Origin of the sequence: Mariprofundus sp. KV (assembly GCF_013387475.1) — a bacterium.
Lineage (GTDB): Bacteria > Pseudomonadota > Zetaproteobacteria > Mariprofundales > Mariprofundaceae > Mariprofundus.
In genome coordinates this window covers 1-24,100 of sequence record NZ_VWNB01000004.1, presented here as the reverse complement: position 1 = coordinate 24,100, position 24,100 = coordinate 1, and the positions used below count along the sequence as shown (strand labels likewise).

Below are 24,100 nucleotides of genomic sequence, written 5' to 3'. Positions count from 1 at the left end.
CATCACCTCCACGCCAGCCAGAAGTCGATAATGCTATCCAGACCCGGAGTATAGATGAACAGCCCCACCACAAAAATCCAGCCCAGTGTCCATGGCAGGAAGATCTTCCAGCCCAGACGCATCATCTGATCATAACGGTAGCGCGGGAATGTGGCGCGGAACCAGATGAAAACAAAGATCAGGAATGCGGATTTACCCAGCAACCAAACGGTGCCCGGAATAATATCCAGCGCTGGAATCGGTGCATACCAGCCACCCAGGAACAAAATCGAGGTCATCAGGCTAATCAGAATCATGGCACCATACTCAGCCAGCGAGAAAGTAGCGAACCACATGCCTGAATACTCGGTGTGATAACCTGAAACCAGCTCCTCTGTCTCAGTCAGATCAAACGGAGTGCGCCCTACTTCCGCACAACCGGAGATGAAGTAGACAATCAGCATCGGAAACAGTGGAATCATATACCAGTGCAGAATGCCACCGGCCTGTGCATGCACGATGTCAGAGAGGTTCAGCGAGCCAGCCAGCATCATCACAGTTACAAGACCGAAACCCATAGCAATCTCGTAAGAGATCATCTGACAGGTCGAACGGATCGAGCCGATAATCGGATATTTGGAGTTTGATGCCCAACCCGCCATCAGTACGCCATAGATCGAGAGCGAAGAGATCGCCATCACATAGAGCAGTCCCATATTGAGATTGGAGATTGCCATCACATGAGGGGTATCCCAGATACCAAACAGTGAGGTTTCGCCAAAGGGAACTACAGCAAAAGCGATCAGAGCAGGAACCAGTGACATCAGCGGTGCCCCGACAAACAGCAGCTTATTGGCACGCGCAGGAATAATGGTCTCTTTCAGAAACAGCTTCAGACCATCAGCAAGCGGCTGCAGCAGACCGGCAGGGCCAACGCGGTTACAACCCTGACGAACCTGAACCCAGCCGATAATACGGCGTTCGAAATAGGTAATGTAGGCAACAGAGAGCGCTACAGGAGCCGCAATCGCCAGAATCTCCAGCGCCCAGATGCCGGCCTGAATGGCCATATCAATCGGGGTCATACTGCACCTCCATGCGCAGTACCTTGCAGGCGCGCGTTTGCGCGTGCAATTTTGCTATCCTGCAAAATTGTCATACTGCACCTCCATCTATAGAAGCCGCCGTGACATCAGAGAGATCACCGGCAACACCACGCTTGGCAATAAACAGAACACCCGGTGTTACATCTTCACGTACGCCAATGTTAAAGCACTGCTCACCAAGGAACGATTTCACTACCAGCTCACCGGCACTTAACCCTTTAGCCGCCAGCGTGTCCGGATGCACCAGCACATCATCGAGGGCATTGAGTTCACCGGCCTCTGTGAGCAGCGCAGATGCACGCGCCCACATACCTTCCCGGTACATCGAGTAGCGACTGACAACATCCAGCTCAAAACTATCTGTTCTGGCTTTTGGCAGCGCGGCAGCATCACGATTACGATTCGGAGCAATCAAAGCACTATCCTGATTACTCACACACCATGCGTCAGAGAGCGCGGAGAGATGCTGGCAAACAGCACTGCGCAGCTCATCCAGACTAACAACAGGAACCTCAGCTCCCATCACCTGAATCAGACGCATCATCACTTTCCAGAGCGGACGCTCCTGACCCAGTGATTTGATCGGATTGGTGGCCACACGTACGCGGCCCTCCATATTGACGAATGTCCCCTCAATTTCCGAGTAGGCGGCTGCTGGCAGCTGAACATCAGCATAATCAGCCATCTCACCGGAGATCGAACCGATCTGAACCAGCGGCACCTTCTGCAAGGCAGCCTTGGCTGCCGATGGGAAGAGCCCGTCGCCGACCGGATCACTGCCAATCAGAATCAACGCATCCAGCTCGCCTGCAGAAGCAGCGGCAAAGATATCGCCGGCACTGACACGTGCATCTGCAAATACAGCAGAGAGCACCTGAGCATTCACACCCTCAGGAATAAGGTTACGGCCATCATTACCTGCCTCGGCATGCCCGCAAGCACGCATAAGCAGATCAACGCCATGAATCAGAGATGCCGCATCTTCATGCGAGCGAATCTCTTCACCGACAAGCAGCGCACAGCTATCCGAGATCAGTGCATCTGCCAGAATTTTTCCTGCCTCATGACGATCAGAGACAGCGCCCAGCCAGGCATCAAAACCGGCTGCAGTTTTACCCAGCTCGGAGACCTGCTCCATAGCACGCGCGATAACACCATGCCAGTCACGCGGGCGAATCAGCGCATCACGGCCGATCTCCATATTGGTGCGATAGTTCATGGCACCGATTCGCGACACTGGCTTACCAGCACGGCCACGCTTACGCAGTCGCTGCATCAGCAGCGGCAGACGCTGGCGCAGATCAGAACCAAGAATAACAACCTGATCAGCCGCTTCGATCTGACTGGTTGTCATCGCCAGCCCCTCTTCGAAGGCAAATGGGCGCATGTCGCGGCGATGCAGATCAAAAGCCACCTTGGCATCAGGGAAAAGTGCATCGCGCATCAGGCTGATAGCCACATGCCCCTCAACACTCCACTGTGATGAGAAGAGAATACCCACCTTCTTATCCTTAAGCAGGTCAATCGTGCGATCGAATGCATCACTCCAGTCAACCGACTGCAGTGCACCATCCTGACGAACCATAGGAGAGAGAATGCGATTGTCGGAACGGAAAGCGTCATAAACATAACGGCCGCGATCACAGATCCACGGCTCAGGACTCCCATCAACAGGAACAATGCGCATCACCTGATCACCACGTGACTCGATAGAGATATCGCAACCATTGGGGCACTGGATACAGGTACTGCTGTGACTGGTCATCTCCCACGGGCGGGAAACATCATGCGAAGGCTTATCCAGCAGTGCGCCAACCGGACAGATATCCGGCAGGTTACCAGAGAGCTCGGATGAGAGGGCGCCCTCAACGATACCGGCAATAGTCATGTGATCAGAGCGGTTAAGCACGCCGATATCACCGGTACCCGCCACCTCATCAGCAAAACGGACACAACGGGTGCAGTGAATGCAACGGGTCATGCAGGTGTTCACAAACGGGCCCAACTCATAGTTGATCACCGCACGCTTAGGCTCGGAGTAACGACCTTTTGACGCGCCATGCTCAACTGTATAATCCTGTAGTTTGCAACTGCCACCCTGATCACAGACCGGACAATCAAGCGGATGATGAATCAGCAGATACTCCATCATCATTTCACGATCTTTTGCCAGCGTCTCACTCTGGGTCTTTACTTTCATACCTTCGGAAACAGGTGTACAGCAGGAGGCGGCGGGTTTACCCCAACCCTCAACTTCCACCAGACACATGCGGCAGTTGGCCGCCACAGAGAGTTCAGGGTGATAACAGAAGTAGGGAACATCAACATCATTCTGGCGGCACGCCTCCAGAATACTGGTGCCCGGTGTTACATCGACTTCTTGATCGTTAATAAACAGTTGCGTCATTTGGAACTCTCCGCAAGACGAGTTTGCACATCTTCAGGGAAGTGTTTGAGCAGGGAGAGAACAGGTGCAGCAGCGCCCTCTGCCAGCGCACAGATGGTGCGTCCGGCCATATGCTCAGAAGCATCCTTCAACACTGTCACATCACCGGCACAACCTTTACCGCCCTCAACGCGTTTCATCACACGCTCAAGCCAACCGGTACCTTCACGACACGGCGTACACTGACCGCACGACTCATGGGCATAGAAATGGGCCAGTCGACGGGTAAGCGCAACCAGATCAGCCGTCTCATCCATGACAATAATAGCACCAGAGCCAAGGAACGACCCGGCTTTCATCAGATCATCATAGGTCAGTGGCGTATCGTAGTGTTCAGCAGTCAGCCACGGTGTGGATGAACCACCCGGAATAATCACCTTTGGCACGCTGCCGTGCTGCAGTCCACCACAGTAATCTTCAATAAGGGTCTTCAGCGAGGTACCCATTGGCACTTCATAGTTGCCCGGCTTGTTAACATGGCCGGATACAGAAAAGATCTTGCAGCCGGTGTTATTAGGGATACCGATAGAAGCATGCCACTCACCACCGAACTTCAGGATGGCGGGAACAGTTGCCAGCGTTTCAACATTATTCACAACCGTCGGGCAGCGATAAAAGCCTTCAACTGCAGGGAATGGCGGCTTAAAGCGCGGACGACCCGGCTTGCCTTCCAGTGACTCAATCAATGCGGTCTCTTCACCACAGACATAGGCACCGGCACCACGATGCACCGTCAGGTTCATCGAGTAACCACTACCGAGGATATTCTCTCCCAACAGGTTGGCAGCATAGGCCTCGGCAATGGCCTCATTGAGCACATTGGCCTCATGCAGGAATTCACCACGGATATAGATATAGGCATCACGCACATCCAGCGCAAAACCGGCCATAATCATGCCTTCAATCAGCAGATGCGGATCAAAACGCATAATATCGCGATCTTTAAAGGTGCCCGGCTCACCCTCATCCGCATTGCAGAGCAGGTAAGTTGGCTTACCTGTATTGCGCGGCACAAACGACCACTTCAGACCAGTCGGGAAGCCTGCGCCACCACGACCACGAATGCCGGAGGTCTTCACCTCATTGATGATTTTCGCTGAATCAAAATCATTGAGCACAGTCGGCAGGAACTCATAGGCGCCGTTCTCTCGTGCTACGGAAAGCTTGTTCTGATTCGGGATATTAATTCGGTCAAAGCAGATCTGGGTGACCTGTTTGGGATCAGAGGAGATAGTCACTCAACACCCCCATCCGCACGAACCTGAGTAATCAACGCATCCATCGATGCCGGAGTCGCCTTCTCATGATAGATATTGTTCACCTGCACCACAGGTGCACCACCACAGGCTCCTGCGCACTCCACCTCAGCGATGGTAAACAGGCCGTCCGGTGTAGTCTCTCCCATCCTGATACCAAGCGTGCCACACATGTGATCAGCCAGCTCATAAGCACCATTGAGCATGCAGCCCGCATTGGTGCAGACCTCAAGCAGATATTTGCCGGTAGGCTGCTCTTTGAACATGGTGTAAAAGGTCACCACTTCACGCACCTGCATCAGACGCAGGCCCAGCACCTCAGCAATCATCTTCTGCGCATCCATAGAGATATAACCGAAATCCTCCTGCGCCATATACAGCACAGGCATCAATGCAGACTGAGGCCCGGGATAACGCTTTACCAACTCGGCAATTTCAGCCAACCGCTCTTCACTGAAGCGAACTGTATCCGCACTCATCGGTCAACCTCCCCAAATACAATATCCTGCGTACCCAGGATCGCCACCACATCGGCAATCATGTGGCCACGGCACATATAATCCAGCGCTTCAAGGTGGGCAAAGCCCGGCGCTCGAACCTTCATCCTGTACGGTTTATTGGAACCATCGGAAACAATATAAACAGCAAACTCACCCTTAGGATGCTCAACCGCCTGATAGACATCACCAGCAGGCACATGGAATCCCTCCTGGAAATATTTAAAGTGATGGATCAACGCTTCCATATCACTCTTCATCTCAGCACGCTTTGGATTGGTCAGCTTGTAATCCTCAACCTTCACAGGCCCGGGGTTGCTCGCCAGCCACTCAACACACTGCTGAATAATACGGTTGGACTCGCGCATCTCCTCAACACGCACCAGATAACGATCATAACAGTCACCGGTGGCACCAATCGGAATATCAAAATCCATCTTATCGTAGACATCATATGGCTGCGTTTTACGCAGATCCCACTCGACACCGGAACCACGAATCATCGGACCGGAGAAACCCATGCCCAGCGCGGTCTCTTTATCAACCACGGCAATATCAACATTACGCTGCTTCCAGATGCGATTCTCAGTCAGTAGTGTCTCGTACTCATCAACATAGGTCGGAAAGCGTTCTGTAAAACCTTTAATCTTCTCAAGCAACCCTTCAGGCAGATCCTTAGAGACGCCACCCGGACGGAAATAGGCGGCATGCATGCGCGCACCACTCACCTCTTCGTAGTAGTCGAAGAGGTCTTCACGCTCACGGAAGCAGTAGAGGAACACGGTCATCGCACCGATATCCAGCGCCACAGCACCAAGCCACATGCAGTGATTCAGGATGCGGGTAATCTCGGCATACATCACACGGATATACTGGGCGCGCTCAGGCGCTTCAATACCAAGCATCTTCTCAACAGCCAGCGCATAAGCATGCTCATTGGCCATCATCGAGACGTAATCAAATCGATCAAAATAGGGAACATTCTGCAGATAGGTTTTGTACTCAAACAACTTCTCGGTACCGCGATGCAAAAGACCGATATGTGGATCAGCCTTCTCGACCACCTCACCGTCAAGTTCAAGCACAAGACGCAATACGCCATGCGCAGCAGGATGCTGGGGACCAAAGTTCAGGGTATAGTTTTTAATCTCAGCCACGATCAACCCCCGGCCATGTCCGCTGAATCAGAATGCGCTCTTCAAGCTGGTTCGGACGATAAACACAGCGCCACTGTGCATCATCAAAGAACATCTCAACACGACCCGTCATCGGGAAATCTTTACGCAACGGATAACCTTCAAAACCATAGTCTGTGAGGATGCGACGCAGATCCGGATGGTTATTAAAGATAATGCCATACATATCAAATGCTTCGCGCTCAAACCAGTTGGCCGTAGGCCAGACTTCAGTCACAGAATCGACCAGATCACGCTCGTTAGCTCCAACCTTCAGGCGGATGCGGCAATTTCTGGAGATTGAAAGCAGATTATAGACCACCTCAAAACGCGGGGCTGCATCACTCCAGCCAGGAAGCTCACTGTTATCCACACCGCAAAGATCCATCATCTGCTCATAACGGTGTTCATTTTTAAGATAATGACCGGCATCGGCAATTGCCTCGCGCGCCAGCGTCACTACTTCGCAATCAAGTGCCGATACAACACTGAGCACCTGATCGCCAAATTTCTCGCGCAGACCTTTAACCTCTGGCGAAACATCGGTGGCAGCCGCCACCCCGATATCATCCTGTAACTTTTCGTCTGTCATCTTAACCTACCGCGCAATCGTGTTGGTACGTTTAATCTTCTCCTGCAGCTGAATAAAGCCATAGAGAAGCGCCTCGGCAGTCGGAGGACAGCCCGGCACATAAATATCCACCGGCACAATGCGGTCACAGCCACGCGTTACCGAATAGGAGTAGTGATAATAGCCGCCGCCATTAGCACAGGTGCCCATTGAGATCACCCAGCGAGGCTCGGACATCTGATCGTAAACCTTGCGCAGCGCAGGCGCCATCTTATTACACAGCGTGCCTGCAACCACCATCACATCAGCCTGACGCGGCGAGGGACGAAACACGATACCAAAACGGTCCAGGTCATAGCGCGACGCGCCTGCATGCATCATCTCCACCGCACAACAGGCCAGACCGAAGGTCATCGGCCACAACGAACCAGCGCGGGCGCCATTGATGAGCTTATCAGCCGTGGTGGTGATAAAACCCTTTTCGAGAATGCCCTCTATTCCCATTGCAAGGCTCCTTTCTTCCAGGCATAGATATATCCAACCAGCAACACCACAAGAAACAGCACCATCTCGACAAAACCGAACAGACCGATCTGATCCAGCACAATGGCCCACGGAAAGAGGAATGCACTTTCAAGGTCGAACACAACAAAAAGAATCGCTAAAAGATAGAATCGAACATCAAACTGAAGCCGCGCATCTTCGAAAGCCTCAAAGCCACACTCATAAGCAGAGAGCTTCTCGGCATCCGGCTTCTGCTCCGCCAGGAAAAGCGTAAGCACAAGCGGCGCCGCCCCCATAGCAATGGCAACCAAAATAAAAATAAAGATCGGTGCGTATTCGTTCGCGAGATAAGCCGCGCCCATGGAATCCCCTCCTCTCTAAACTAAAACCCCTGCATCTACCCTCGAAAGCAGGGTGTGCTTGCTACCACTGGGGCGCCATTTGGTCAAGTATATTGGAGCGTCTTAGCCCTATGAAATCTATGGAGAAATTGGCGACTATGAATTATTTTTTCACTGTTTTTCCTTGCTAATACTGGTGATAACAACCTGAATCTGCTCACCTGCAAGATCGGGCCTCTCTTGCCGCAGCCAAAGGGTCAACATCCTCACACAATAAGAGCCGCAAGATTGCGGGCGCAGAAAATTCAGACCATCGCAGCAGACACATCCTGCATCTTACCCTGTGGTGGAGGCGGCGGGACGGACTGCGGGCATCCTGCCCTTGCCCTTCGGGCGCGCTTTGCGCGTCCAACCTGCCTGTCGTGGCAGGTTGTCGAACCCGTGCTTCGCAGGGCACTCGCCCCTGACACATCAGCAATAAATAAAAAGGGCACCCACAGGGCACCCTTTTTATTTATTGGTGGAGGCGGCGGGACTCGAACCCGCGTCCGAAAACCATCAGCCTGTGGTTCTACATGTGTAGTCCGTTCGAGTAGCACCCTTTGAGAACCAAACGGACAAAATGCCCAAAGGGTCGATTCGTAGCTATTTAACCCTACAGACCACGAGTCTCCGTTCTGTAGTGGCGATTCCATCTAAATGACCCCGGATTCCCAATGGATGGACACCTCAAGAGCGGGGTAACTTACGCAGCGTAAGCTAGTTCTACGTCGTCGTTTGCAATTATTGCAAGTAGCCTTTTTAACGAGAGTGCCATCCCGACATGCCCCACAGGGTTCAGCATCTTCGTCGATACCAAGTCGCCCCCGTGTGAAGCGCGCACTTTATGCCTATTGGTTCAGCCGAACAAGCCCTGCAAGAGCAAGCCCAGTGCAAACAGCGCACCAACCCGGTGCGACTTGAGAAAAAATGAGAACCCCCAGGCTTCACCTCTGCGCAACAGACGCAGCGAAAGCATCACCTGCAACGCCATGGCAGCCATCCAGCCCAGCATCACCCACACACCACCACTCAATGAAGTGACCAGCGCCAGCAGCACCATCACAGCAAGCCCCAGCACCACCACAACCGGCACGGCCCGTTCCCCCAGCCAGATAGCTGTCGATTTGACTCCAATCTTCAGATCATCGGCCCGATCCCCGAAGGCATAAGCGGTATCATAGGAGAGTGACCAGAAGATATTGGCCGCAAATAGCAGCCACGGGACTGGTGAATCAAAGGCTGAGCCGGTCTCTGCAGCCCACGCCATCACAGCGCCCCAACCAAAGGCCATGCCAAGCCAGGCCTGCGGAAAGTGGGTAAAACGCTTCAGGAAAGGATAGAGCCCGGCCAGCAAGACACCGACAATGGAGAGGGCCACCACATAGAGCGAGGTCAACGATACCAGCAGCAGCGCCAGCAGCAGCAGCAGTCCGAATCCGGCAAGCGCAGCCCCCGGAGCTATCTGCCCTGCGGCGATCGGACGTGTCTTGGTGCGCTCGACATGCGGGTCGAAATCACGATCGGCATAATCATTAATCACACAACCGGCCGAGCGCATCAGCAACACACCAAGAATGAATATAAGTGAGTTTTTCAGGGAGGGCTGGCCACCTGATGCGGCCAGCAGACCCCACATCGTCGGCCAGAGCAGCAACCAGTAACCCACAGGACGATCAATACGCAGCAGCCTGTACCAGTCACCAGCTGAACCAAGCGGCGAAAACTTCATCGCAGGTGATTAACCTTCCCGAACGTTGTAACGACGGGCAGATGACTCCAGACGATTCCACATCTCGGGATGAAACACCTCAACCACCAGTGCACGCGTGCCGGATGGCGAACGCAACACTGAACGCCGGGCCCAGCAGCCATTGATACCACGCTCACTCTCAATCTGCGTCACGCAGAGATCTGAACGCGAGAGGGAGAGACCTCGATCGAGCAGCAGGTTACCCAGCGGGCGTTTGCCCTCCTCCAGGTCTGAGATCAGATCGGCAGGCAGATCCTCCAGCGGCAGGACCGATTCCGCATCAAACAGCACAGAGCCGCGATGCATCAGAGAGACCTGACGGCGCAGCGATGGCGCATCACTCTCACAGCCCAGCAACGCAGCCTCTTCAGGCAGCGCCTTATCCACAAACTGATCGTGCAGACGCACCTCCAGCTTAATGCCAAAATGGCGCTCAAGAAAACGGGTCAGTGAACCTGCCGTCGTCAAAACAGCGGCGGGATTACGCCCAAGGCCGGCCTCATCCGCCTTCCAGTAGCGAACAGGTTGCCAGTTTTGTGATTCCAGGGAGCCGAAGAACATCTGCGCATCCTGTGGCAAGCAGCCGCCGGGTCAAGATGATTCGCATCATGCATCCGACTTGCACATTGCTGACAAATCAGGCCGAATTCCAGCCATGACATGCCGCCTCTACATCGACGATGCATTAATCCCCGGCACCAGCATCGAACTGCCCGCTGATCAGGCGCACTACCTGCGCAGTGTCATGCGTTTCACCACAGGAGATCCGGTGATTCTGTTTAACGGTTCAGGTGGCGAATACCATGCGGAAATTCAATCTCTAAGCAAAGGAAACGCCACACTTGCAGTTACATCATTTTCTGAGGTGAATCGCGAAATGGCTTGCCGCATTCATATCGCACAGGCCGCCTGCCGCAGTGAGAAGATCGACTCCATTGTTCAGAAAGGCACTGAACTGGGCGCCGCCAGCTTTCACATCATGCGCAGTGAACGCTCATCCCTCAAACTCGATGGCGCCAAGCTAAGCAAACGCATGTTACGCTGGCAGAAGATTATCATTGAAGCTGCCGAGCAGAGTCAGCGCACTATCGTGCCAACCATCAGCTGGCATGAAAAACTGAGCAGCACACCTGCCTGCGGCCTCTGCTACACCCTGCATCCGGCAAGCGAAACAAGCTGGGGCCATGAAAAGCCGAACATGCTTGCTGCCGATGAGATCACTCTGGCAATCGGCCCTGAAGGCGGCTGGAGCGATCGCGACATTGAAACATTGAAGGCAGGCGGCTTTACCAATCTCACATTCGGCCCGCGTGTCATGCGCACAGAAACCGCAGCCCCCGCCCTGCTTGCCGCCATCCAGTCACTGCTGGAGAGTTAACGGGCGAAGGCTAAAAACCTGCACTCGAACACAAAGCCATGTTTTTTTCCTTTGTGCGCTGAAAACAAAATGAATGAAGCTTTTCAGTCCCCGTGAATCGCCGATGTAGCTCTGTTGGCAGAGCAGCTCACTCGTAATGAGCAGGCCAGCGGTTCGATTCCGCTCATCGGCTCCACCTCTTGTGAAACATTTATTTGATAACAACACCCTTGATCACAACCGGCTCAACAGGCACATCATTGTGCCCTCTTGCCGAGGTGGTTGGCACCATGGCGATCGCATCAACGACATCCATGCCTGCAGTCACCTTACCGAACACGGTATAACCCCAACCATTGATATTACGGGATCGGAAATTGAGAAAACCGTTATCCTTCAGGTTGATAAAGAACTGGGAGGTAGCCGAGTGCGGGTCAGAGGTGCGCGCCATAGCAACAGTACCACGAAGATTTTTCATGCCGTTGTCTGCCTCGCTTTTGATCGGCGCAAGCGTTGTTCTCTCTCTAAAGCTAGCTTCGTAACCGCCGCCCTGAATCATAAAGCCGGGAATAACTCTGTGGAAAATAGTGTCATCATAGGCAGATGCCAACGCATATCTGAGAAAGTTTTTCACACTCTCCGGCGCCCTGTCTGCATAGAGTTCAATCTCGATGTTACCTTTGTTTGTCTGAATCTCGACATGGCGGTTACCCTCAGCGGCTCCGGCCTGCAGAGACGACATCGCCAGCAATGAACAAAAAAAAGCAACCCTGATCAATCGTCTCATGCGCAACTCTCCCTGTGTAGCTCTCGCCAACTCAACAGCGAGAGAACAGCAAGCCTATGGATTAGAAGCTGCCGCATCAATCAGACAATAAACCGCCATCTTGAAAAAGTGTGATCCGGGTCACGGTTTGGCACCTGCTCCTGCGCAGTGTTCCGCGCCCCCTTGCCAAGAGGGAGTAAGATTAAGGAGTAGATCATGATCAAGTTCGACATTGCATACGCAACGCTGACACTCGCCTGTTTTTTCGTAGCTGCCTCAATTTAATCATCTGTAGAGAGTTGTGACCCTGAACACAGGCACACGCAACCGATTCATCCGACACTACCTCCATCAAAACGACTGGAGGTTTTTTTATGCTTAAATTTGATATCGCCTATACGGCACTCGCACTCAGCTGCATCTTCATCGGCGCATCGATCTGATTTTCTTTAGAACACCCTTAACAATTTAACATTGTGTGACAATTGCCACATTGTTGATAGGGCACCACGGCATACTTCTCCCCATCACACCACTCTGGAGGGAGACACTATGTTTGAATTCGATATCGCTATTTCACTGATTACACTGACCGGCTTTTATATAGGCGGCGCACTGATCTAAAGCCCTCTCATCGCCAGCATTGCCATCTATCTGTTGATATCAACCATAGCAAGGGTTCACAAAGCAGGCCTGGCACTGGATCGCCAAATCTTCAGCAACGGACAATACCCGCATACGGTCAGGAGTTCAGCTGATTATAACGCGAAGCAAGCGCCTGCAGATCAAGCCAGCTTTTCTGCTTCTGCGCAGGAGAGCGTAACAGGTAAGCTGGATGATAGGTTACCCATACCGGTATACCCTGATAATCATGCCACTGCCCGCGCAGCGAGCCCAATGGGGCATCTGTCTCCAGCACAGTCTGTGCTGCCACACGCCCCAACAGGCAGATCATCTTCGGCTGCAACAGCTCAAGCTGCTGTTCAAACCACAAATTACAGGATTGCACCTCATCCATACGCGGGTCGCGATTATTCGGTGGCCGGCATTTGATGGTGTTCATAATATAAGCCCTGTCACGATCCAGATCGATTGCAGCCAGCATACGGTCAAGCAACTGACCGGCTCGACCGACAAACGGCTCACCCTTTGCATCCTCATCGCGCCCCGGCGCCTCACCAATAAAAACAATATCGGCATTCGGATTGCCAACGCCAAACACCACCTGCGTTCGCGTTTCAGCCAGCCCGCAAAGTCGACAGGTTGCCGCCTTCTCAGCCAGCGCAGCGAGAGTGCCGGAGTTAGTTTCAGAGCGTTCGCCCTCAGGCATCGCGGAGAGCTCAACAATCGCAGCCTGCTCAGCAGCCGGTCGCGTTGATGCTGACTGCGTCGATGCAGATGCAGCAGCAGATTCCGCCGCTGAAATCCTCGGCCCGGATGTAAAAAGGGAAACCGGTGTCTGCACACCGATTTCCCTCAAATACGTTTTTAGAAAAAGTTCGTTTTCGGCCAAAGCCGGAAAACCCTCTTTTAGATCAGCCGAGCAGAGCGTCTACGTTGGTGTTGGAACCAAGATAGACAGGCACACGCTGATGCAGCGCTTCCGGCTCAATATCCAGCACAGCAATACCGTTACTCATCGCCTTGCCACCCGCCTGCTCCATCACAAAGCCCATCGGGATCGCTTCATAAAGAAGACGCAGTTTACCGGTCGTGTTTTTCTCATCGGCAGGATAGAGGAACACACCGCCCTTAAGCAGGGTGCGGTGCATATCAGCCACCATAGCGCCAACATAACGCATACCAAGACCAGTCTCCGCCTTCATATTATCGAGCTTGTCGCCCATGCCATCAAGCCACTTGTCCTTGTTGGACTCATTCACTGAGTAGTAACCGCCGGTTTCAGGAATACGGATGTCGGCATGACTTAGCTCAAAACGTGCGGCAGCCGGATTAAAGGTGTAACCGTTCACACCCTCGCCCACAGAAGCAACCAGCATCAGCGATGGGCCGTAGAGCACATAACCGGCTGCAATCACGCCCTGCCCTGACTGCAGGGTGTCAGAAACATGTGGACGCTCGGAGTTGGCTGTTTTCCGCTTAACAACAGAGAAGATCGTACCGACAGGACCATCAACATCGAGGTTGGATGAACCATCCAGCGGGTCGACCAGTACCAGATAATCAGCGTGGCTATACTCTTCAATCACCAGCAACTCTTCCTGCTCTTCAGAACCTACCGCGCAGACAAAACCGGTAGAGCGCATCTCATCAAGAAAGATCTCATCGGAGAGCACGTCCAGCACCTGCTGCTGCTCACCCTGTACATTTTCACTACCAGCTCCACCGAGCGCGCCCCTGAAAACTGCACCGCGCAGAACCGCTGCAATCTCAATCGCAGCACGTCCGACACCCTGAATAATCGGCATCATCGCAGCGCCATTGGCACCCTGTTTGGCAATATTGTTCATTGTCGTTGGCATATCCCCTCCCAATCTAGGCTTTACCGGCCCCCTGCAAGCGGAGTGTCCGGAAGATAAAGCGCGGTCATACTAGCTAAACGGGTCTCAAATTACAAAACCCTGAGATTCGAGGAGGGTCAGGCCAGCGCCTTCAACAACCTGCCGTGAATTCCCTCAAAACCACCATTGGACAAAACCAGCAGCTGATCGCCTGCTGCCACCCCTGCTGCAACATAAGCAACAATCCCATCCACTGAAGCAATCATCGATGCGCGACTGCCGATAGTGGCACATACACGCCCCACATCCAGCACCTCGTCCGGCTTCAGATTGCGATCGGAGGGCTCAGCAAAAACGACCACATCCGCCGCCTCAAAACAGAGCGGCAAGCGCTCCTGATGCACCTTTGTGCGCATGGTGTTGGAGCGTGGCTCTACAATCACCCATAATTTACCCTCTGCACCGCTGCGCCGCATCGCAGCCTTGGCAGCACTGACCATATTGGTGATCGCCGTGGGATGATGGGCAAAATCATCAAACACCTTCACACCACCAGCCTCACCGACCAGCGTCATGCGGCGGCGTATACCGGAAAAGCTGGCGAATGCCGCAGCGATTTCATCGCGCTCCACCCCCATCGTGGTGGCTGCAGCAGCAACCGCACAGGCATTGGCCGCGTTGTGTATACCGATCATCTGCCACTCACACTCCAGCCACATCTCGCCATCTTTATAGATGCGATATTGCGCCCCATCATCACTCAACGGCTGCCACTGCCACTGGGCTGTGGCATGCGGATAACGGGCAAAAGCGGTTATCGGTGTCCAGCAGCCGCGACTTAAGACATCAGTGACCTCCGACTCATCCGCGTTGGCAATGATATTGCCGTCAGCAGGCACGGTGCGCAGCAGATGGCAGAACTGTGTTTTGATCGCTTCCAGGTCAGGAAAAATATCAGCGTGATCATATTCAAGATTATTGAGAATCAGCGTGCGGGCATGGTAGTGCAGGAATTTGCTGCGTTTGTCGAAAAAGGCGGTGTCATACTCATCCCCTTCCAACACAAACGCTTCGCCCGCACCAAGACTGGCACCACCACCGAAATTTTCAGGCACACCGCCAATCAGAAAACCCGGCTCTCTGCCTGCAACCTCAAGAAGATGCGCCATAATTGAAGCTGTGGTTGTTTTGCCATGTGTACCTGCCACCACCACGCCATGGCGGCTGGGAAGAACATGGTTACCGACAAACTCAGGGCCTGAGCAGTAGGCCAGACCTCGATTAAGTATTGCTTCCACCTCAACATTACCACGACTCATGGCGTTACCGATCACACAAAGATCAGGTGCCGGCTGCAGATTTTCGATGGCAAAGGGGGCGATATCAACTCCGAGCTCAGCCAGATAATCGGACATCGGCGGATAAACTCCGGCATCAGAGCCGGTAACACGGAAGCCACTGGCTTTGGCCAGTGCGGCAATCGCAGCCATGGCGGTGCCGCATACACCGAGAATATGAATGTGTTTTCCCATTTCGAAATTGAACCACAAAGACACGAAGACACAAAGGATTTATTGCGGCATGATTTGCCCATGGTTCTACACACTTTACCGCACATCACGGTCGAAACAGGCCCCAAACCGACCGCCACGATTATCTGGCTGCACGGACTGGGTGCCGATGGTCATGACTTTGAGCCGATTGTTCCTCAGCTTGGTCTGCCTTCAGCGCTTGCCGTGCGCTTCATCTTTCCACATGCCCCGTCGATGCCGGTGACACTCAATGGCGGCTACATCATGCCCGCCTGGTACGACATCAAACAGACCGATCTCGGTATTGAACATGACCGCAAAGGCATCAAGGCATCGACGACTGACATCCAGATGCTGATTGAGCAGGAGCAGATGCGCGGCATCAAAAGCAACCGCATTATTCTGGCCGGTTTCTCACAGGGTGCCGCGATGAGCCTGCATGTCGGACTTGCCCAGAGCCAGCCGCTGGCGGGCATTATGGCGCTCTCCGGTTACCTGCTGCTACCTGATCAGCTGGAGCGATTCAAGCCGGCAGCGCTGAACACCCCGATATTCATGGCTCATGGCATCAATGATCCGGTTGTTTCTTTCGCACTGGGTGATAGCTCGAGAAGAAAACTGCTAGATGCAGGCTGCACCATTGAGTGGCACAGCTACCCGATGCAGCACAGTGTCTGCCCTGAAGAGATTCGCCAGATAGGCAAATGGATCAACACCATCCTTTCACCCTCCTGAGTCCCGAACAACCGGGCACAAAGCCTTCCACCCCTCCCTCTTGCGATTGATCAGCTTAATCCCTAATATCCGCCGCCCTTGCGAAGCGCACCATTTTCACAAGGTACTGGAGAGATGTCTGAGTGGTTGAAGGAGCACGCCTGGAAAGCGTGTGTACGTGAAAGCGTACCGAGGGTTCGAATCCCTCTCTCTCCGCCAGCTAGTTAAAGCCACCAGAGATGGTGGCTTTTCTTTTTTCTAAATGGCTTGTTTCCGGGCTTTTCTCGCACTATCTGTATTCTCTACTGATGGATTCGCAGAGAACTTTTCACCAAATTGTTCATAATTCTCTGTTGGCAAACCGAGTGGTACCGCATTGGATTTGCCTAGTTTAAAAGATGGTATATTTCAGAGATCAGAATGATCGTTTATCTGGTGCTTTATAGCAGAAAATCAGAATCGTTTTTCGAAGCCAAGGAGCTTATGCTGTTCGCTCCAATCAACCGGTAACGGCACACATCGTTTGAGTTGATCAGCATTGAGTTCTGGTGGTTGCTTCCCATCCAGCAGTAATTGAATGATCGACGGATCCAAAAATGAGAGATAAATAAGTCGCGTACAATAGGAACTACTGACACCAACCTCTTGTGCTACCTGTTGAACACTATCGCACTGACCTGATATCAGCTTGGTGAACCACTGATTCCCTTTGGCGATGAGAGCCAGAAGCTTAAGGTCAGGAGCTCTGGTTTCAGAGCTGGCCGGAGCCCTAACAACCAGCTTCATAGCCATGCCGCAGCGTTTCAGCTCCACAGGCACAACAAGCTCTATACTATCAGAAGTCTTCGTAACCAATAACGCTTTACTATTTATTATAATGATAAGCTTGTCCTGATAAAGCTCTATCCGCATAACAAGTCTGTTCAGCAATTCGACCCTGTCTGATGCAGTCGATTTTGTGAGTGCCTCTGCATGCTGAGTAGCCTGCTTCAGCACCCTTTGAGTTTCTGCGGCATCTTTCATTCCGATCAATTCAAGCAATCTCGCCTTATCATTTAAGAACCCAGCCAAAGATGTAATAACGGTTCGTTCCAATTCTTGTGCAGGCACTCGAAGAGCAGGCTGACCTACCAAAGAGCCATCAATTGGGTGTTGTAATATATAATAACGGTAGCGGCGCTTTCCTTTCGTTGTATGACTCGGTGTAAGTTTGTTGCCATGTTCATCAAACAACAGCCCCGTCAGCAGACTCGGATGCGCTGCTCTTTTACGGCTTTTGTGGGAGATATGATTTTCATCAAGAAGCGCCTGAACCGCATCCCAGATTTCTTCATTAATGATTGCAGGGTGATTACCGTTATATCTTTTGTCTTTATGAACAATCTTCCCTATGTAAATTGGATTGCGCAAAATACGATAGAGATGCCCTCGACTGAACGGCTTGCCGCCGACCTGCTTTTCCTTCCGGGTGAATCTAACCGGTGTTACCCAGCTCATTGCATCAAGCTTCTCTTTTAAGGCGCTGACAAACTTTAACTCTAAATAAAGCTGGAAAATTGACTGCACCTTCTCTGCCTGTTTTGGCTCAACCTGTAGAGTGCGTTCATGCGGAATATAACCAATCGGTGGTATACCTCCCATCCACATCCCTTTCCGCTTGGAGGCGGCGATCTTATCTCGGATACGCTCACCAGTGACTTCACGCTCAAACTGGGCAAAGGATAAAAGCACATTAAGTGTCAGTCGCCCCATGGAACTGGTAGTGTTGAACTGCTGAGTTACTGATACAAATGAGACACCATGCTCATCAAAAAGCTCAACCAGTTTGGCAAAGTCGGCAAGGGACCTGGTCAATCGATCGACCTTGTAGACTACCAACACCTTAATCTTTCCAGCCTCAACATCAGCCATGAGCTGTGCCAGTGCAGGGCGCTCAGTATTACCGCCTGAGAAACCACCATCGTCATACTTGGTTTTAATGGCTCTCCAGCCCTCGGCTTTCTGACTAAGAACATATGCCTCGCACGCTTCGCGTTGTGCGTCCAGAGAGTTGAACTCCTGCCCCAGCCCCTCTTCTGAAGACTTGCGGGTATAGATCGCACAAGCCTTATAATTTCTCACGGTTTTAATCCGAAAAACTTAGGGCCCGACCAAGGGGTTCCGGTTACCTTTCTGGCTATTGCTGACAGGCTTCTATACTTCTCTCCATCATGCTCAAAACCCTTTTCCAGTACGGTTACGTGATGAGTCTTCCCTTGCCATTCACGCAGCAGCCGTGTTCCAGGGGATAGAGATAAATTAAAAGTTGGAGGTTTCCACTTCCTGATGCGTCTAAATATCTGATTGGCCTCTGCAAAACTCTGCTTTGGTAGCTGCTCCATTTGCAACTGCCAGGCAAGTGCCGCTTGTAACAAGTCAATGCCGCACCGCTTTGGTGGTGCATATCCAAACGTCCTCTCCCAGTAATATGCTAACTCGCTTCGGCTGAGCCCCATCAAACCCTGCAGATTTTCACAGTTGTCCCTCAATAGAAATTTGGCCACATAGCGCCTCCGTCGGGGCAGTCATCTCTCTAATAACCACCCCGACAGTAACGCCCTACTCAGAGAAACAATCAAGTCATACTTTCCCGAATTCGCTCTTGTAGTCGTCCGACATAATGCCGGTTCTCAACAAAGTTCAAAACCTGAACCAAGCTATCAACCTGATCATCAAATCGAGCATGTGGAAAGTTTACTAGTTCATTAATATAAGGTTCGACCCAATCGTTTTTTCCTTCTTGATTGACGATATGTAGAAGGCCATAACGAATGATTGGAACAGCGCAGGCGGCTCGCGTCTGCTTGTCATCTTTAGGCATGTAGTTATAGCACAGACCGAGATGGACACTTTTCAATGAGTGGTAGAGTGATATGCCACTTCCTGCATACTCCACAACTAATGTAAGACGACGTCCATACTTACCAATGTAGCCTTTTGCTTTCGACAGCAATGTCTCATAATCCCATCTGCCTCGCTCCGCGAACATTACGAAATAACCTCTTTCGTCCGCATACATCAAGGTGATTGCTGAATAATCGGCGGTTTCCGATGTCGATAAAGCTGAATCAATGCTGACAAACCATTGCCCATTATATCGAACCTCAGGTGGTCGATCGATAATGTTCAGCCACTTACGTTTGAACATCCCACCTTCAGGCACTTCCGGTGTCTGCTGGTACTGTGACATAAAGTGATGTGTGCCCACTTCATCCCTGATTGCCTCCAACGTCTCCAAATCCTCCCATTCAGCATGCAATGGCTCGCCATCTTTTCGATAATATACCTCTTCATCATTGATCTGTATTTCTTCATATTTTATTGCAATCGCAGGCAGTGATAGCTTCTTATAGTTATTACTGGCCTCAACAAAGCCAGTAAGGTCATTCACATGTAACCGCTGCATTACCAAAATTAGAATACTCTTTTTCTTATCATCTAAGCGGCTTAACAGAGTACTTCTGAACCATTCATTTGCAGACTCCCTTTTTTTATCTGAGTACGCATCTCCTGGCTTGATAGGGTCATCAATAATAATAAAATCACCGCCTATACCTGTTATTGAACCACCAACTGACACGGCATATCTGAAACCACCTTGATCTGTGACTATTTTACCCTCGGTCATCTTTGTGATTCTGACGTGGGAAAATAGCTTCTGATACCACTCACTTTCAACGATACGTCTAAAATCAAGGGCCAGTGTTTTTGTCAGCTCATCTGAATAGCTCACACATATGATCTTTACTGATGGATCCATTCCTAGAATAAATGCAGGTAGAACCACTGACGTCATAAAAGACTTCATTTGGCGCGGTGGTAGATTGATAATCAGCCGCTGTGTCTTACCCTCAATAGCCTTCTCAAGATTGTAGATAATGGCATCAATATGCCAGTTATCTACGAATTTTTTACCAGGATAGATGGTGTTAAAGCACTGCCTCATAAAAACCTTCAAGTCTGATTTGATTGCCGCCAAGAATATCTCTTCTTTTGTATACTTCATGATTCATTCTCCTTAGTTTTTTCTTGGCTGGTTTTCTGCCTTCTCCCTTGGCGGCTTTCTACATAGGTATCTAATATATCTTCGTAATCATCCGGAATAAGCCCCTGAATATCCGTCTCTTCGAGCTGGCCAGTCTTACGCATCATCTCTAGCAGGGTGAGCAAAGAACGCCTGTCCCCCTGTAGCGCTTCAGAAACCAGACGTTTCACCATCGCTTCCATACGTGAAATCTTTTTCTTTTTACCGTTTTCATTAACGACAACCTTTTGGTTCAACTCCTTGGCCAGAATAGTCATGAAGTTTTTAGAGCCCTTAGGTCTCCCATTTGGGTTGCCTGACTGTCCCTTTTTGAACTGCCCACCCTTGGGTGGGCGGCGATACCCGACTTCATAGCCCATGAGGCACCTCCTGCTTAGAGAGACGCTCACTAGAAAGCTGATCCCAGGTTTGGCCAGTAGAGGTAAGCACTGCTTGATTTCCGGTGACGCGCTGCCAACGTTTTACCGACACATCCACGTACTGTGGATCCAGTTCGATGGCGCGTGCATGTCGTCCTGTGCGCTCGGCAGCAATTAAAATCGTGCCGCTTCCGGAGAATGGATCCAGGATCAAGCCACTCCGATGACTGCAATCCCGAATCGCATCGGCAATCATGGCAACCGGCTTAACCGTTGGATGCATAGACAAAAGTTCATAACCTTTGCCTTTGAATGTATTTACTCCGGGGTAATTCCAGACATTGGTTCGGTAACGTCCATGCTGGCCAAGTTCAAAGTTGTTGATATGTGCTGCATCGCCTTTCCTAAAAACAAAAATAAGTTCATGTTGGCTACGATAGAAAGTCCCCATGCCGCCATTATCCTTACACCAGACACATAGTTGGCGAGGGGAACCAAACATTGGCTTAGCGGCCGCCTGCATTTCAGTCATGTGACGCCAATCCATAAAGCTGAAGAAGATTCCACCATCTTGCATGGCATCATGAATCTGTGAGAAGACGTCGCTGAGGAATGTGGTAAACTCGCTTTCGGACATCTCGCCAGATGCCATAGCAAACTCTTTGTGCTTCGGCTTGCCATTACCACACACATGGCCTGCAATCGGAACATTGTAAGGTGGATCGGTGATCACCATCTGAGCTTGGACACCCTTCATTAGTTTTCCATAACTTTCTGGGTCAAGAGCATTACCACACAGAAGACGGTGACTATCAAGTTGCCACAGATCACCAGCCTGTGAGATCACTTGCTCCGGTACATCTATTTCGCTGAGTTCATCAGAGCTATCTGATTCTGGTCCCATTTCTTCACCGAACATAAGGTCGACTTCCGCTGTGCTAAAGCCAGTAGTATCGATATTAAAATCATCTTGAATCAGGATTTCCATCTCAGATTTGAGAATATCATTATCCCAACCAGAAAGTTGAGCAATCTTATTGTCCGCAAGTACATAGGCGCGCTTCTGAACTTCCGTTAGTCCTGCAATCACTCGAGCTGGAACACTCTTTAAACCAAGCTCTTTGGCTGCTTCTACTCGACCATGACCGCTTAAGATTACATCTTTCTCGTCGATCAAAACGGGGGCTGTGAAACCGAACTTTTGGATTGATGCTTTTAATTTCACTAGCAGTTTCTTAGAATGGGTTCTGGCGTTGGTTGGCCAGGGGGTAAGACCACTTGGCGACCTATGAGTAATTGCCTCATGCTGGCATTCAGGTTTACTATTCATTTCAATCTTCTCCTCTACATCGCTATTACCTCCTTGTGTGCGATTTATTTTCGAGAATCCTGGAACCTCCTAACGAGCCATGCAAAGAATATTTTATTTCACTTTAAGAATCAGCCAGTTGCATGATATCATGTGATAGAGAAGACATATCTTAAAGGCACAATACATAGAGTACGGAAAAGTTGAATAGGGCTAATTTACGGATCTTCGCCGAAGTCCGTGTGAAACACTTTTTTCACATGAGGACTGTAGGATGCTTGGGGTATATATTTTCTGATTGCTTGTTCAATGGGAAGTGGTAACTAATCCGGATAAACATTCAGTTTATTCACAGGTTTTGCTGATGCAGTTGCAGCCGTTTTGTATAAACGACAGCCATGCGCCACATCAGGAAAAAAGTAACAAACCAGATCATGATCATGAAACCGGTATTATCGTCCGGTTCTGCAACATCTCCGGTAGCAGAAAAATACATCAGCGGAAAATCGTAGAGTCCGTGCAGCATCATCGGTACAAGAAATGCAAGCAGATAATTGCGATTCCTGTTTTCCGGTTCGATCAACGTCATGGCAATAAAATAACCCATGATCGCCCCCATCATGGCGTGCACGGGCACTGAGGTGAAAGCACGCATAATGGCTACAGTCAAACCACCATCCATGACATAAAGGATATTCTCCAACGTGGCGAAACCAAGGGATACGGTTACGCCATAAACGATACCATCCATCGGCTCATCAAACTCTTTCAGACGCAAACAGAACATTACCAACACAATATATTTGAATAACTCTTCGGGTATAGCAGCAAGCATAAATGCTTCAAACAGCGCACCATAAAACGGATCTTCCGGCTGCAGCACTTCCAGAAACTGGGCAACCACCACGACAGGTAAAATGACCCACACCCCGCGCCAGAATACGCGCCGAACCACAGTCCAGGGCTCCGGAAACTGATCACTGTTACGGAACCAGCGAAGCAGGGTGATGGAAGGAAGTAGAGCTGCAGCGACTGTGAAAAAAACCATCAGCATGGATACAATCAGGCCACATCCGGCAGAATATCTGCAGGCAGCTTAAGCGGATCATAACTGCCCGGTTTATTGCGTTTCACGTAGCGTAGCAATCTTGGGAAAAAGAAAATCAGGATGGCCAACTTAATCGCTGCCACCCAGACCATACCCGCTGTCAGAAAGAACACCCCCGCACCGATAATGACCAATACCAGTGCAATCGTGACTACAATCGCAACCAAGTAACCAGCCCATGAACTGCCCTGTTTAAAAGCTGCTGCCGGATTCATTTCTGCAATCTTGCGATGTAGCTCGCTCACAAATGGCACATAACTTTCGTTCAACTCCTCAAAATCACCGATGCCCTTATAGGTGGTATTGGTGATATCAATTTTTCCATTATTGCGCGTTCTCAAGCGCATTAGATACCGGTTGGACTGTACGCGCGAGGGTGCAAACTGTGCTTCGACTGAATGTATGTCCGAATACAGTAAACGCTCCCCGGATTTATTATCATCCTGCCAGCTCAGTGCATCATCCCCGATCCGATAAGTACGATTCTCATGAATCAGGCTGTTTCTGTGTGTATATACATACCCTTTTGTGTTCAATCTTTCTTCTCCCTATAGCATGACAAACTCTTTGTAAAAAGCCTATCACAAGGTTTGTTCTATTATTTATATGCTTGTTCACTGCTGTCCGGTTAAGCATGGATGAGCGTCATTTGCCGATGAGTTTCTGCTGATGTTGGCTTTCCGGGAGGATCTTTCTCGATTAGCAGTTCGAGAAAATCTCGTCGGTGCATGATGTTCGTTGT

23 protein-coding genes, 2 tRNA genes and 1 other RNA gene are annotated in these 24,100 nt (G+C 51.0%); 4 read left to right on the top strand and 22 right to left on the bottom strand.

Translation table 11 applies throughout. The features are described from left to right. Positions 1 to 2: 2 nt before the first annotated feature. The 11 genes from nuoH to F3F93_RS03960 form a co-directional block, all read right to left on the bottom strand. Entirely contained in the window at positions 3 to 1,064 is a 1,062-nt protein-coding gene (gene nuoH / locus F3F93_RS04010) for an NADH-quinone oxidoreductase subunit NuoH (protein ID WP_176957887.1), read from the bottom strand. 70 nt (positions 1,065 to 1,134) lie between these two features. Beyond that, positions 1,135 to 3,492: an NADH-quinone oxidoreductase subunit NuoG gene (gene nuoG / locus F3F93_RS04005; protein ID WP_176957886.1), complete on the bottom strand. Its 2,358-nt coding sequence runs from the start codon at positions 3,490 to 3,492 to the stop codon at positions 1,135 to 1,137. Beyond that, positions 3,489 to 4,769 (bottom strand): NADH-quinone oxidoreductase subunit NuoF, encoded by a 1,281-nt coding sequence (gene nuoF / locus F3F93_RS04000; protein WP_176957885.1) that lies wholly within the window; start codon positions 4,767 to 4,769, stop codon positions 3,489 to 3,491. Before nuoF ends, nuoG begins: the two co-directional genes overlap by 4 nt. Next, positions 4,766 to 5,266, bottom strand: a complete 501-nt coding sequence (locus tag F3F93_RS03995; RefSeq protein ID WP_176957884.1) for an NAD(P)H-dependent oxidoreductase subunit E — start codon at positions 5,264 to 5,266, stop codon at positions 4,766 to 4,768. The genes nuoF and F3F93_RS03995 overlap by 4 nt, the downstream gene beginning before the upstream one ends. Further along, positions 5,263 to 6,441 carry an NADH-quinone oxidoreductase subunit D gene (locus F3F93_RS03990; RefSeq protein WP_176957883.1) on the bottom strand — a complete coding sequence of 393 codons (1,179 nt, stop codon included), beginning with the start codon at positions 6,439 to 6,441 and terminating at the stop codon, positions 5,263 to 5,265. The genes F3F93_RS03995 and F3F93_RS03990 overlap by 4 nt, the downstream gene beginning before the upstream one ends. Next, on the bottom strand, positions 6,434 to 7,051 hold the full coding sequence (locus tag F3F93_RS03985; protein ID WP_176957882.1) for an NADH-quinone oxidoreductase subunit C: 618 nt from the start codon (positions 7,049 to 7,051) through the stop codon (positions 6,434 to 6,436). Before F3F93_RS03985 ends, F3F93_RS03990 begins: the two co-directional genes overlap by 8 nt. A 6-nt stretch (positions 7,052 to 7,057) precedes the next feature. After that, positions 7,058 to 7,534, bottom strand: coding sequence for an NADH-quinone oxidoreductase subunit B (locus tag F3F93_RS03980; RefSeq protein WP_176957881.1), 477 nt, complete (start codon positions 7,532 to 7,534; stop codon positions 7,058 to 7,060). After that, entirely contained in the window at positions 7,525 to 7,896 is a 372-nt protein-coding gene (ndhC, locus tag F3F93_RS03975; protein ID WP_176957880.1) for an NADH-quinone oxidoreductase subunit A, read from the bottom strand. The genes F3F93_RS03980 and ndhC overlap by 10 nt, the downstream gene beginning before the upstream one ends. A 497-nt stretch (positions 7,897 to 8,393) precedes the next feature. Next, positions 8,394 to 8,743, bottom strand: a transfer-messenger RNA (tmRNA) gene (ssrA, locus tag F3F93_RS03970). A 30-nt stretch (positions 8,744 to 8,773) separates the two neighbouring features. Then, entirely contained in the window at positions 8,774 to 9,646 is an 873-nt protein-coding gene (locus F3F93_RS03965) for a 4-hydroxybenzoate octaprenyltransferase (RefSeq protein WP_176957879.1), read from the bottom strand. Positions 9,647 to 9,655: 9 nt separating this feature from the next. Continuing rightward, positions 9,656 to 10,228 carry a chorismate lyase gene (locus tag F3F93_RS03960; protein WP_176957878.1) on the bottom strand — a complete coding sequence of 191 codons (573 nt, stop codon included), beginning with the start codon at positions 10,226 to 10,228 and terminating at the stop codon, positions 9,656 to 9,658. 94 nt (positions 10,229 to 10,322) lie between these two features. Between F3F93_RS03960 and F3F93_RS03955 the strand changes: the two genes are divergently transcribed. Together F3F93_RS03955 and F3F93_RS03950 are read left to right on the top strand one after the other, a co-directional pair. Further along, a complete protein-coding gene (locus tag F3F93_RS03955; RefSeq protein ID WP_176957877.1) occupies positions 10,323 to 11,045 on the top strand; it encodes a 16S rRNA (uracil(1498)-N(3))-methyltransferase in 723 nt (240 codons plus the stop codon). A 99-nt stretch (positions 11,046 to 11,144) separates the two neighbouring features. Next, positions 11,145 to 11,220 (top strand) — tRNA-Thr (locus F3F93_RS03950). 15 nt (positions 11,221 to 11,235) lie between these two features. Here F3F93_RS03950 and F3F93_RS03945 read toward each other — a convergent pair. From F3F93_RS03945 to mpl, 4 genes are all read right to left on the bottom strand, one after another. Further along, entirely contained in the window at positions 11,236 to 11,766 is a 531-nt protein-coding gene (locus F3F93_RS03945) for a peptidylprolyl isomerase (RefSeq protein ID WP_241696981.1), read from the bottom strand. 766 nt (positions 11,767 to 12,532) lie between these two features. Further along, positions 12,533 to 13,255: a uracil-DNA glycosylase gene (locus F3F93_RS03940; RefSeq protein WP_347239192.1), complete on the bottom strand. Its 723-nt coding sequence runs from the start codon at positions 13,253 to 13,255 to the stop codon at positions 12,533 to 12,535. Between the two features lie 70 nt (positions 13,256 to 13,325). After that, positions 13,326 to 14,273, bottom strand: a complete 948-nt coding sequence (locus tag F3F93_RS03935) for a class 1 fructose-bisphosphatase (protein WP_176957874.1) — start codon at positions 14,271 to 14,273, stop codon at positions 13,326 to 13,328. A gap of 116 nt (positions 14,274 to 14,389) precedes the next feature. Continuing rightward, positions 14,390 to 15,784, bottom strand: a complete 1,395-nt coding sequence (gene mpl / locus F3F93_RS03930; RefSeq protein WP_176957873.1) for a UDP-N-acetylmuramate:L-alanyl-gamma-D-glutamyl-meso-diaminopimelate ligase — start codon at positions 15,782 to 15,784, stop codon at positions 14,390 to 14,392. 60 nt (positions 15,785 to 15,844) lie between these two features. Here mpl and F3F93_RS03925 point away from each other — a divergent pair, with 60 nt between their 5' ends. After that, positions 15,845 to 16,519: a dienelactone hydrolase family protein gene (locus F3F93_RS03925; protein ID WP_176957872.1), complete on the top strand. Its 675-nt coding sequence runs from the start codon at positions 15,845 to 15,847 to the stop codon at positions 16,517 to 16,519. Between the two features lie 108 nt (positions 16,520 to 16,627). After that, positions 16,628 to 16,717 (top strand) — tRNA-Ser (locus F3F93_RS03920). Between the two features lie 234 nt (positions 16,718 to 16,951). Here the strand turns inward: F3F93_RS03920 and F3F93_RS03915 are convergent. From F3F93_RS03915 to F3F93_RS03885, 7 genes are all read right to left on the bottom strand, one after another. Beyond that, on the bottom strand, positions 16,952 to 18,619 hold the full coding sequence (locus F3F93_RS03915; protein WP_176957871.1) for a recombinase family protein: 1,668 nt from the start codon (positions 18,617 to 18,619) through the stop codon (positions 16,952 to 16,954). Further along, a complete protein-coding gene (locus tag F3F93_RS03910; RefSeq protein WP_176957870.1) occupies positions 18,616 to 19,041 on the bottom strand; it encodes a DUF2924 domain-containing protein in 426 nt (141 codons plus the stop codon). Before F3F93_RS03910 ends, F3F93_RS03915 begins: the two co-directional genes overlap by 4 nt. A gap of 71 nt (positions 19,042 to 19,112) precedes the next feature. Continuing rightward, the gene (locus tag F3F93_RS03905; RefSeq protein ID WP_176957869.1) at positions 19,113 to 20,543 is read right to left on the bottom strand and encodes a hypothetical protein; all 1,431 of its coding nucleotides are present in this window, start codon (positions 20,541 to 20,543) and stop codon (positions 19,113 to 19,115) included. Continuing rightward, a complete protein-coding gene (locus F3F93_RS03900) occupies positions 20,540 to 20,941 on the bottom strand; it encodes a DUF5681 domain-containing protein (protein WP_176957868.1) in 402 nt (133 codons plus the stop codon). The genes F3F93_RS03905 and F3F93_RS03900 overlap by 4 nt, the downstream gene beginning before the upstream one ends. Beyond that, positions 20,931 to 22,271 carry a DNA methyltransferase gene (locus F3F93_RS03895; RefSeq protein ID WP_176957867.1) on the bottom strand — a complete coding sequence of 447 codons (1,341 nt, stop codon included), beginning with the start codon at positions 22,269 to 22,271 and terminating at the stop codon, positions 20,931 to 20,933. The genes F3F93_RS03900 and F3F93_RS03895 overlap by 11 nt, the downstream gene beginning before the upstream one ends. A 328-nt stretch (positions 22,272 to 22,599) precedes the next feature. Beyond that, positions 22,600 to 23,304 (bottom strand): PrsW family glutamic-type intramembrane protease, encoded by a 705-nt coding sequence (locus tag F3F93_RS03890; protein ID WP_176957866.1) that lies wholly within the window; start codon positions 23,302 to 23,304, stop codon positions 22,600 to 22,602. Between the two features lie 8 nt (positions 23,305 to 23,312). Continuing rightward, the gene (locus F3F93_RS03885; protein ID WP_176957865.1) at positions 23,313 to 23,894 is read right to left on the bottom strand and encodes a hypothetical protein; all 582 of its coding nucleotides are present in this window, start codon (positions 23,892 to 23,894) and stop codon (positions 23,313 to 23,315) included. Positions 23,895 to 24,100: the final 206 nt, after the last annotated feature.

What these genes read in the sequence shown, in the direction of transcription:
- nuoH (WP_176957887.1), bottom strand. Translation starts at nt 1,064, where the DNA reads ATGACCCCGATTGATATGGCCATTCAGGCCGGCATCTGGGCGCTGGAG.
- nuoG (WP_176957886.1), bottom strand. Translation starts at nt 3,492, where the DNA reads ATGACGCAACTGTTTATTAACGATCAAGAAGTCGATGTAACACCGGGC.
- F3F93_RS03995 (WP_176957884.1), bottom strand. Translation starts at nt 5,266, where the DNA reads ATGAGTGCGGATACAGTTCGCTTCAGTGAAGAGCGGTTGGCTGAAATT.
- F3F93_RS03985 (WP_176957882.1), bottom strand. Translation starts at nt 7,051, where the DNA reads ATGACAGACGAAAAGTTACAGGATGATATCGGGGTGGCGGCTGCCACC.
- F3F93_RS03980 (WP_176957881.1), bottom strand. Translation starts at nt 7,534, where the DNA reads ATGGGAATAGAGGGCATTCTCGAAAAGGGTTTTATCACCACCACGGCT.
- ndhC (WP_176957880.1), bottom strand. Translation starts at nt 7,896, where the DNA reads ATGGGCGCGGCTTATCTCGCGAACGAATACGCACCGATCTTTATTTTT.
- F3F93_RS03965 (WP_176957879.1), bottom strand. Translation starts at nt 9,646, where the DNA reads ATGAAGTTTTCGCCGCTTGGTTCAGCTGGTGACTGGTACAGGCTGCTG.
- F3F93_RS03960 (WP_176957878.1), bottom strand. Translation starts at nt 10,228, where the DNA reads ATGTTCTTCGGCTCCCTGGAATCACAAAACTGGCAACCTGTTCGCTAC.
- F3F93_RS03955 (WP_176957877.1), top strand. Translation starts at nt 10,323, where the DNA reads ATGACATGCCGCCTCTACATCGACGATGCATTAATCCCCGGCACCAGC.
- F3F93_RS03945 (WP_241696981.1), bottom strand. Translation starts at nt 11,766, where the DNA reads ATGTCGTCTCTGCAGGCCGGAGCCGCTGAGGGTAACCGCCATGTCGAG.
- F3F93_RS03935 (WP_176957874.1), bottom strand. Translation starts at nt 14,273, where the DNA reads ATGCCAACGACAATGAACAATATTGCCAAACAGGGTGCCAATGGCGCT.
- mpl (WP_176957873.1), bottom strand. Translation starts at nt 15,784, where the DNA reads ATGGGAAAACACATTCATATTCTCGGTGTATGCGGCACCGCCATGGCT.
- F3F93_RS03925 (WP_176957872.1), top strand. Translation starts at nt 15,845, where the DNA reads ATGGTTCTACACACTTTACCGCACATCACGGTCGAAACAGGCCCCAAA.
- F3F93_RS03905 (WP_176957869.1), bottom strand. Translation starts at nt 20,543, where the DNA reads ATGAAGTATACAAAAGAAGAGATATTCTTGGCGGCAATCAAATCAGAC.
- F3F93_RS03900 (WP_176957868.1), bottom strand. Translation starts at nt 20,941, where the DNA reads ATGGGCTATGAAGTCGGGTATCGCCGCCCACCCAAGGGTGGGCAGTTC.
- F3F93_RS03895 (WP_176957867.1), bottom strand. Translation starts at nt 22,271, where the DNA reads ATGAATAGTAAACCTGAATGCCAGCATGAGGCAATTACTCATAGGTCG.
- F3F93_RS03890 (WP_176957866.1), bottom strand. Translation starts at nt 23,304, where the DNA reads ATGCTGATGGTTTTTTTCACAGTCGCTGCAGCTCTACTTCCTTCCATC.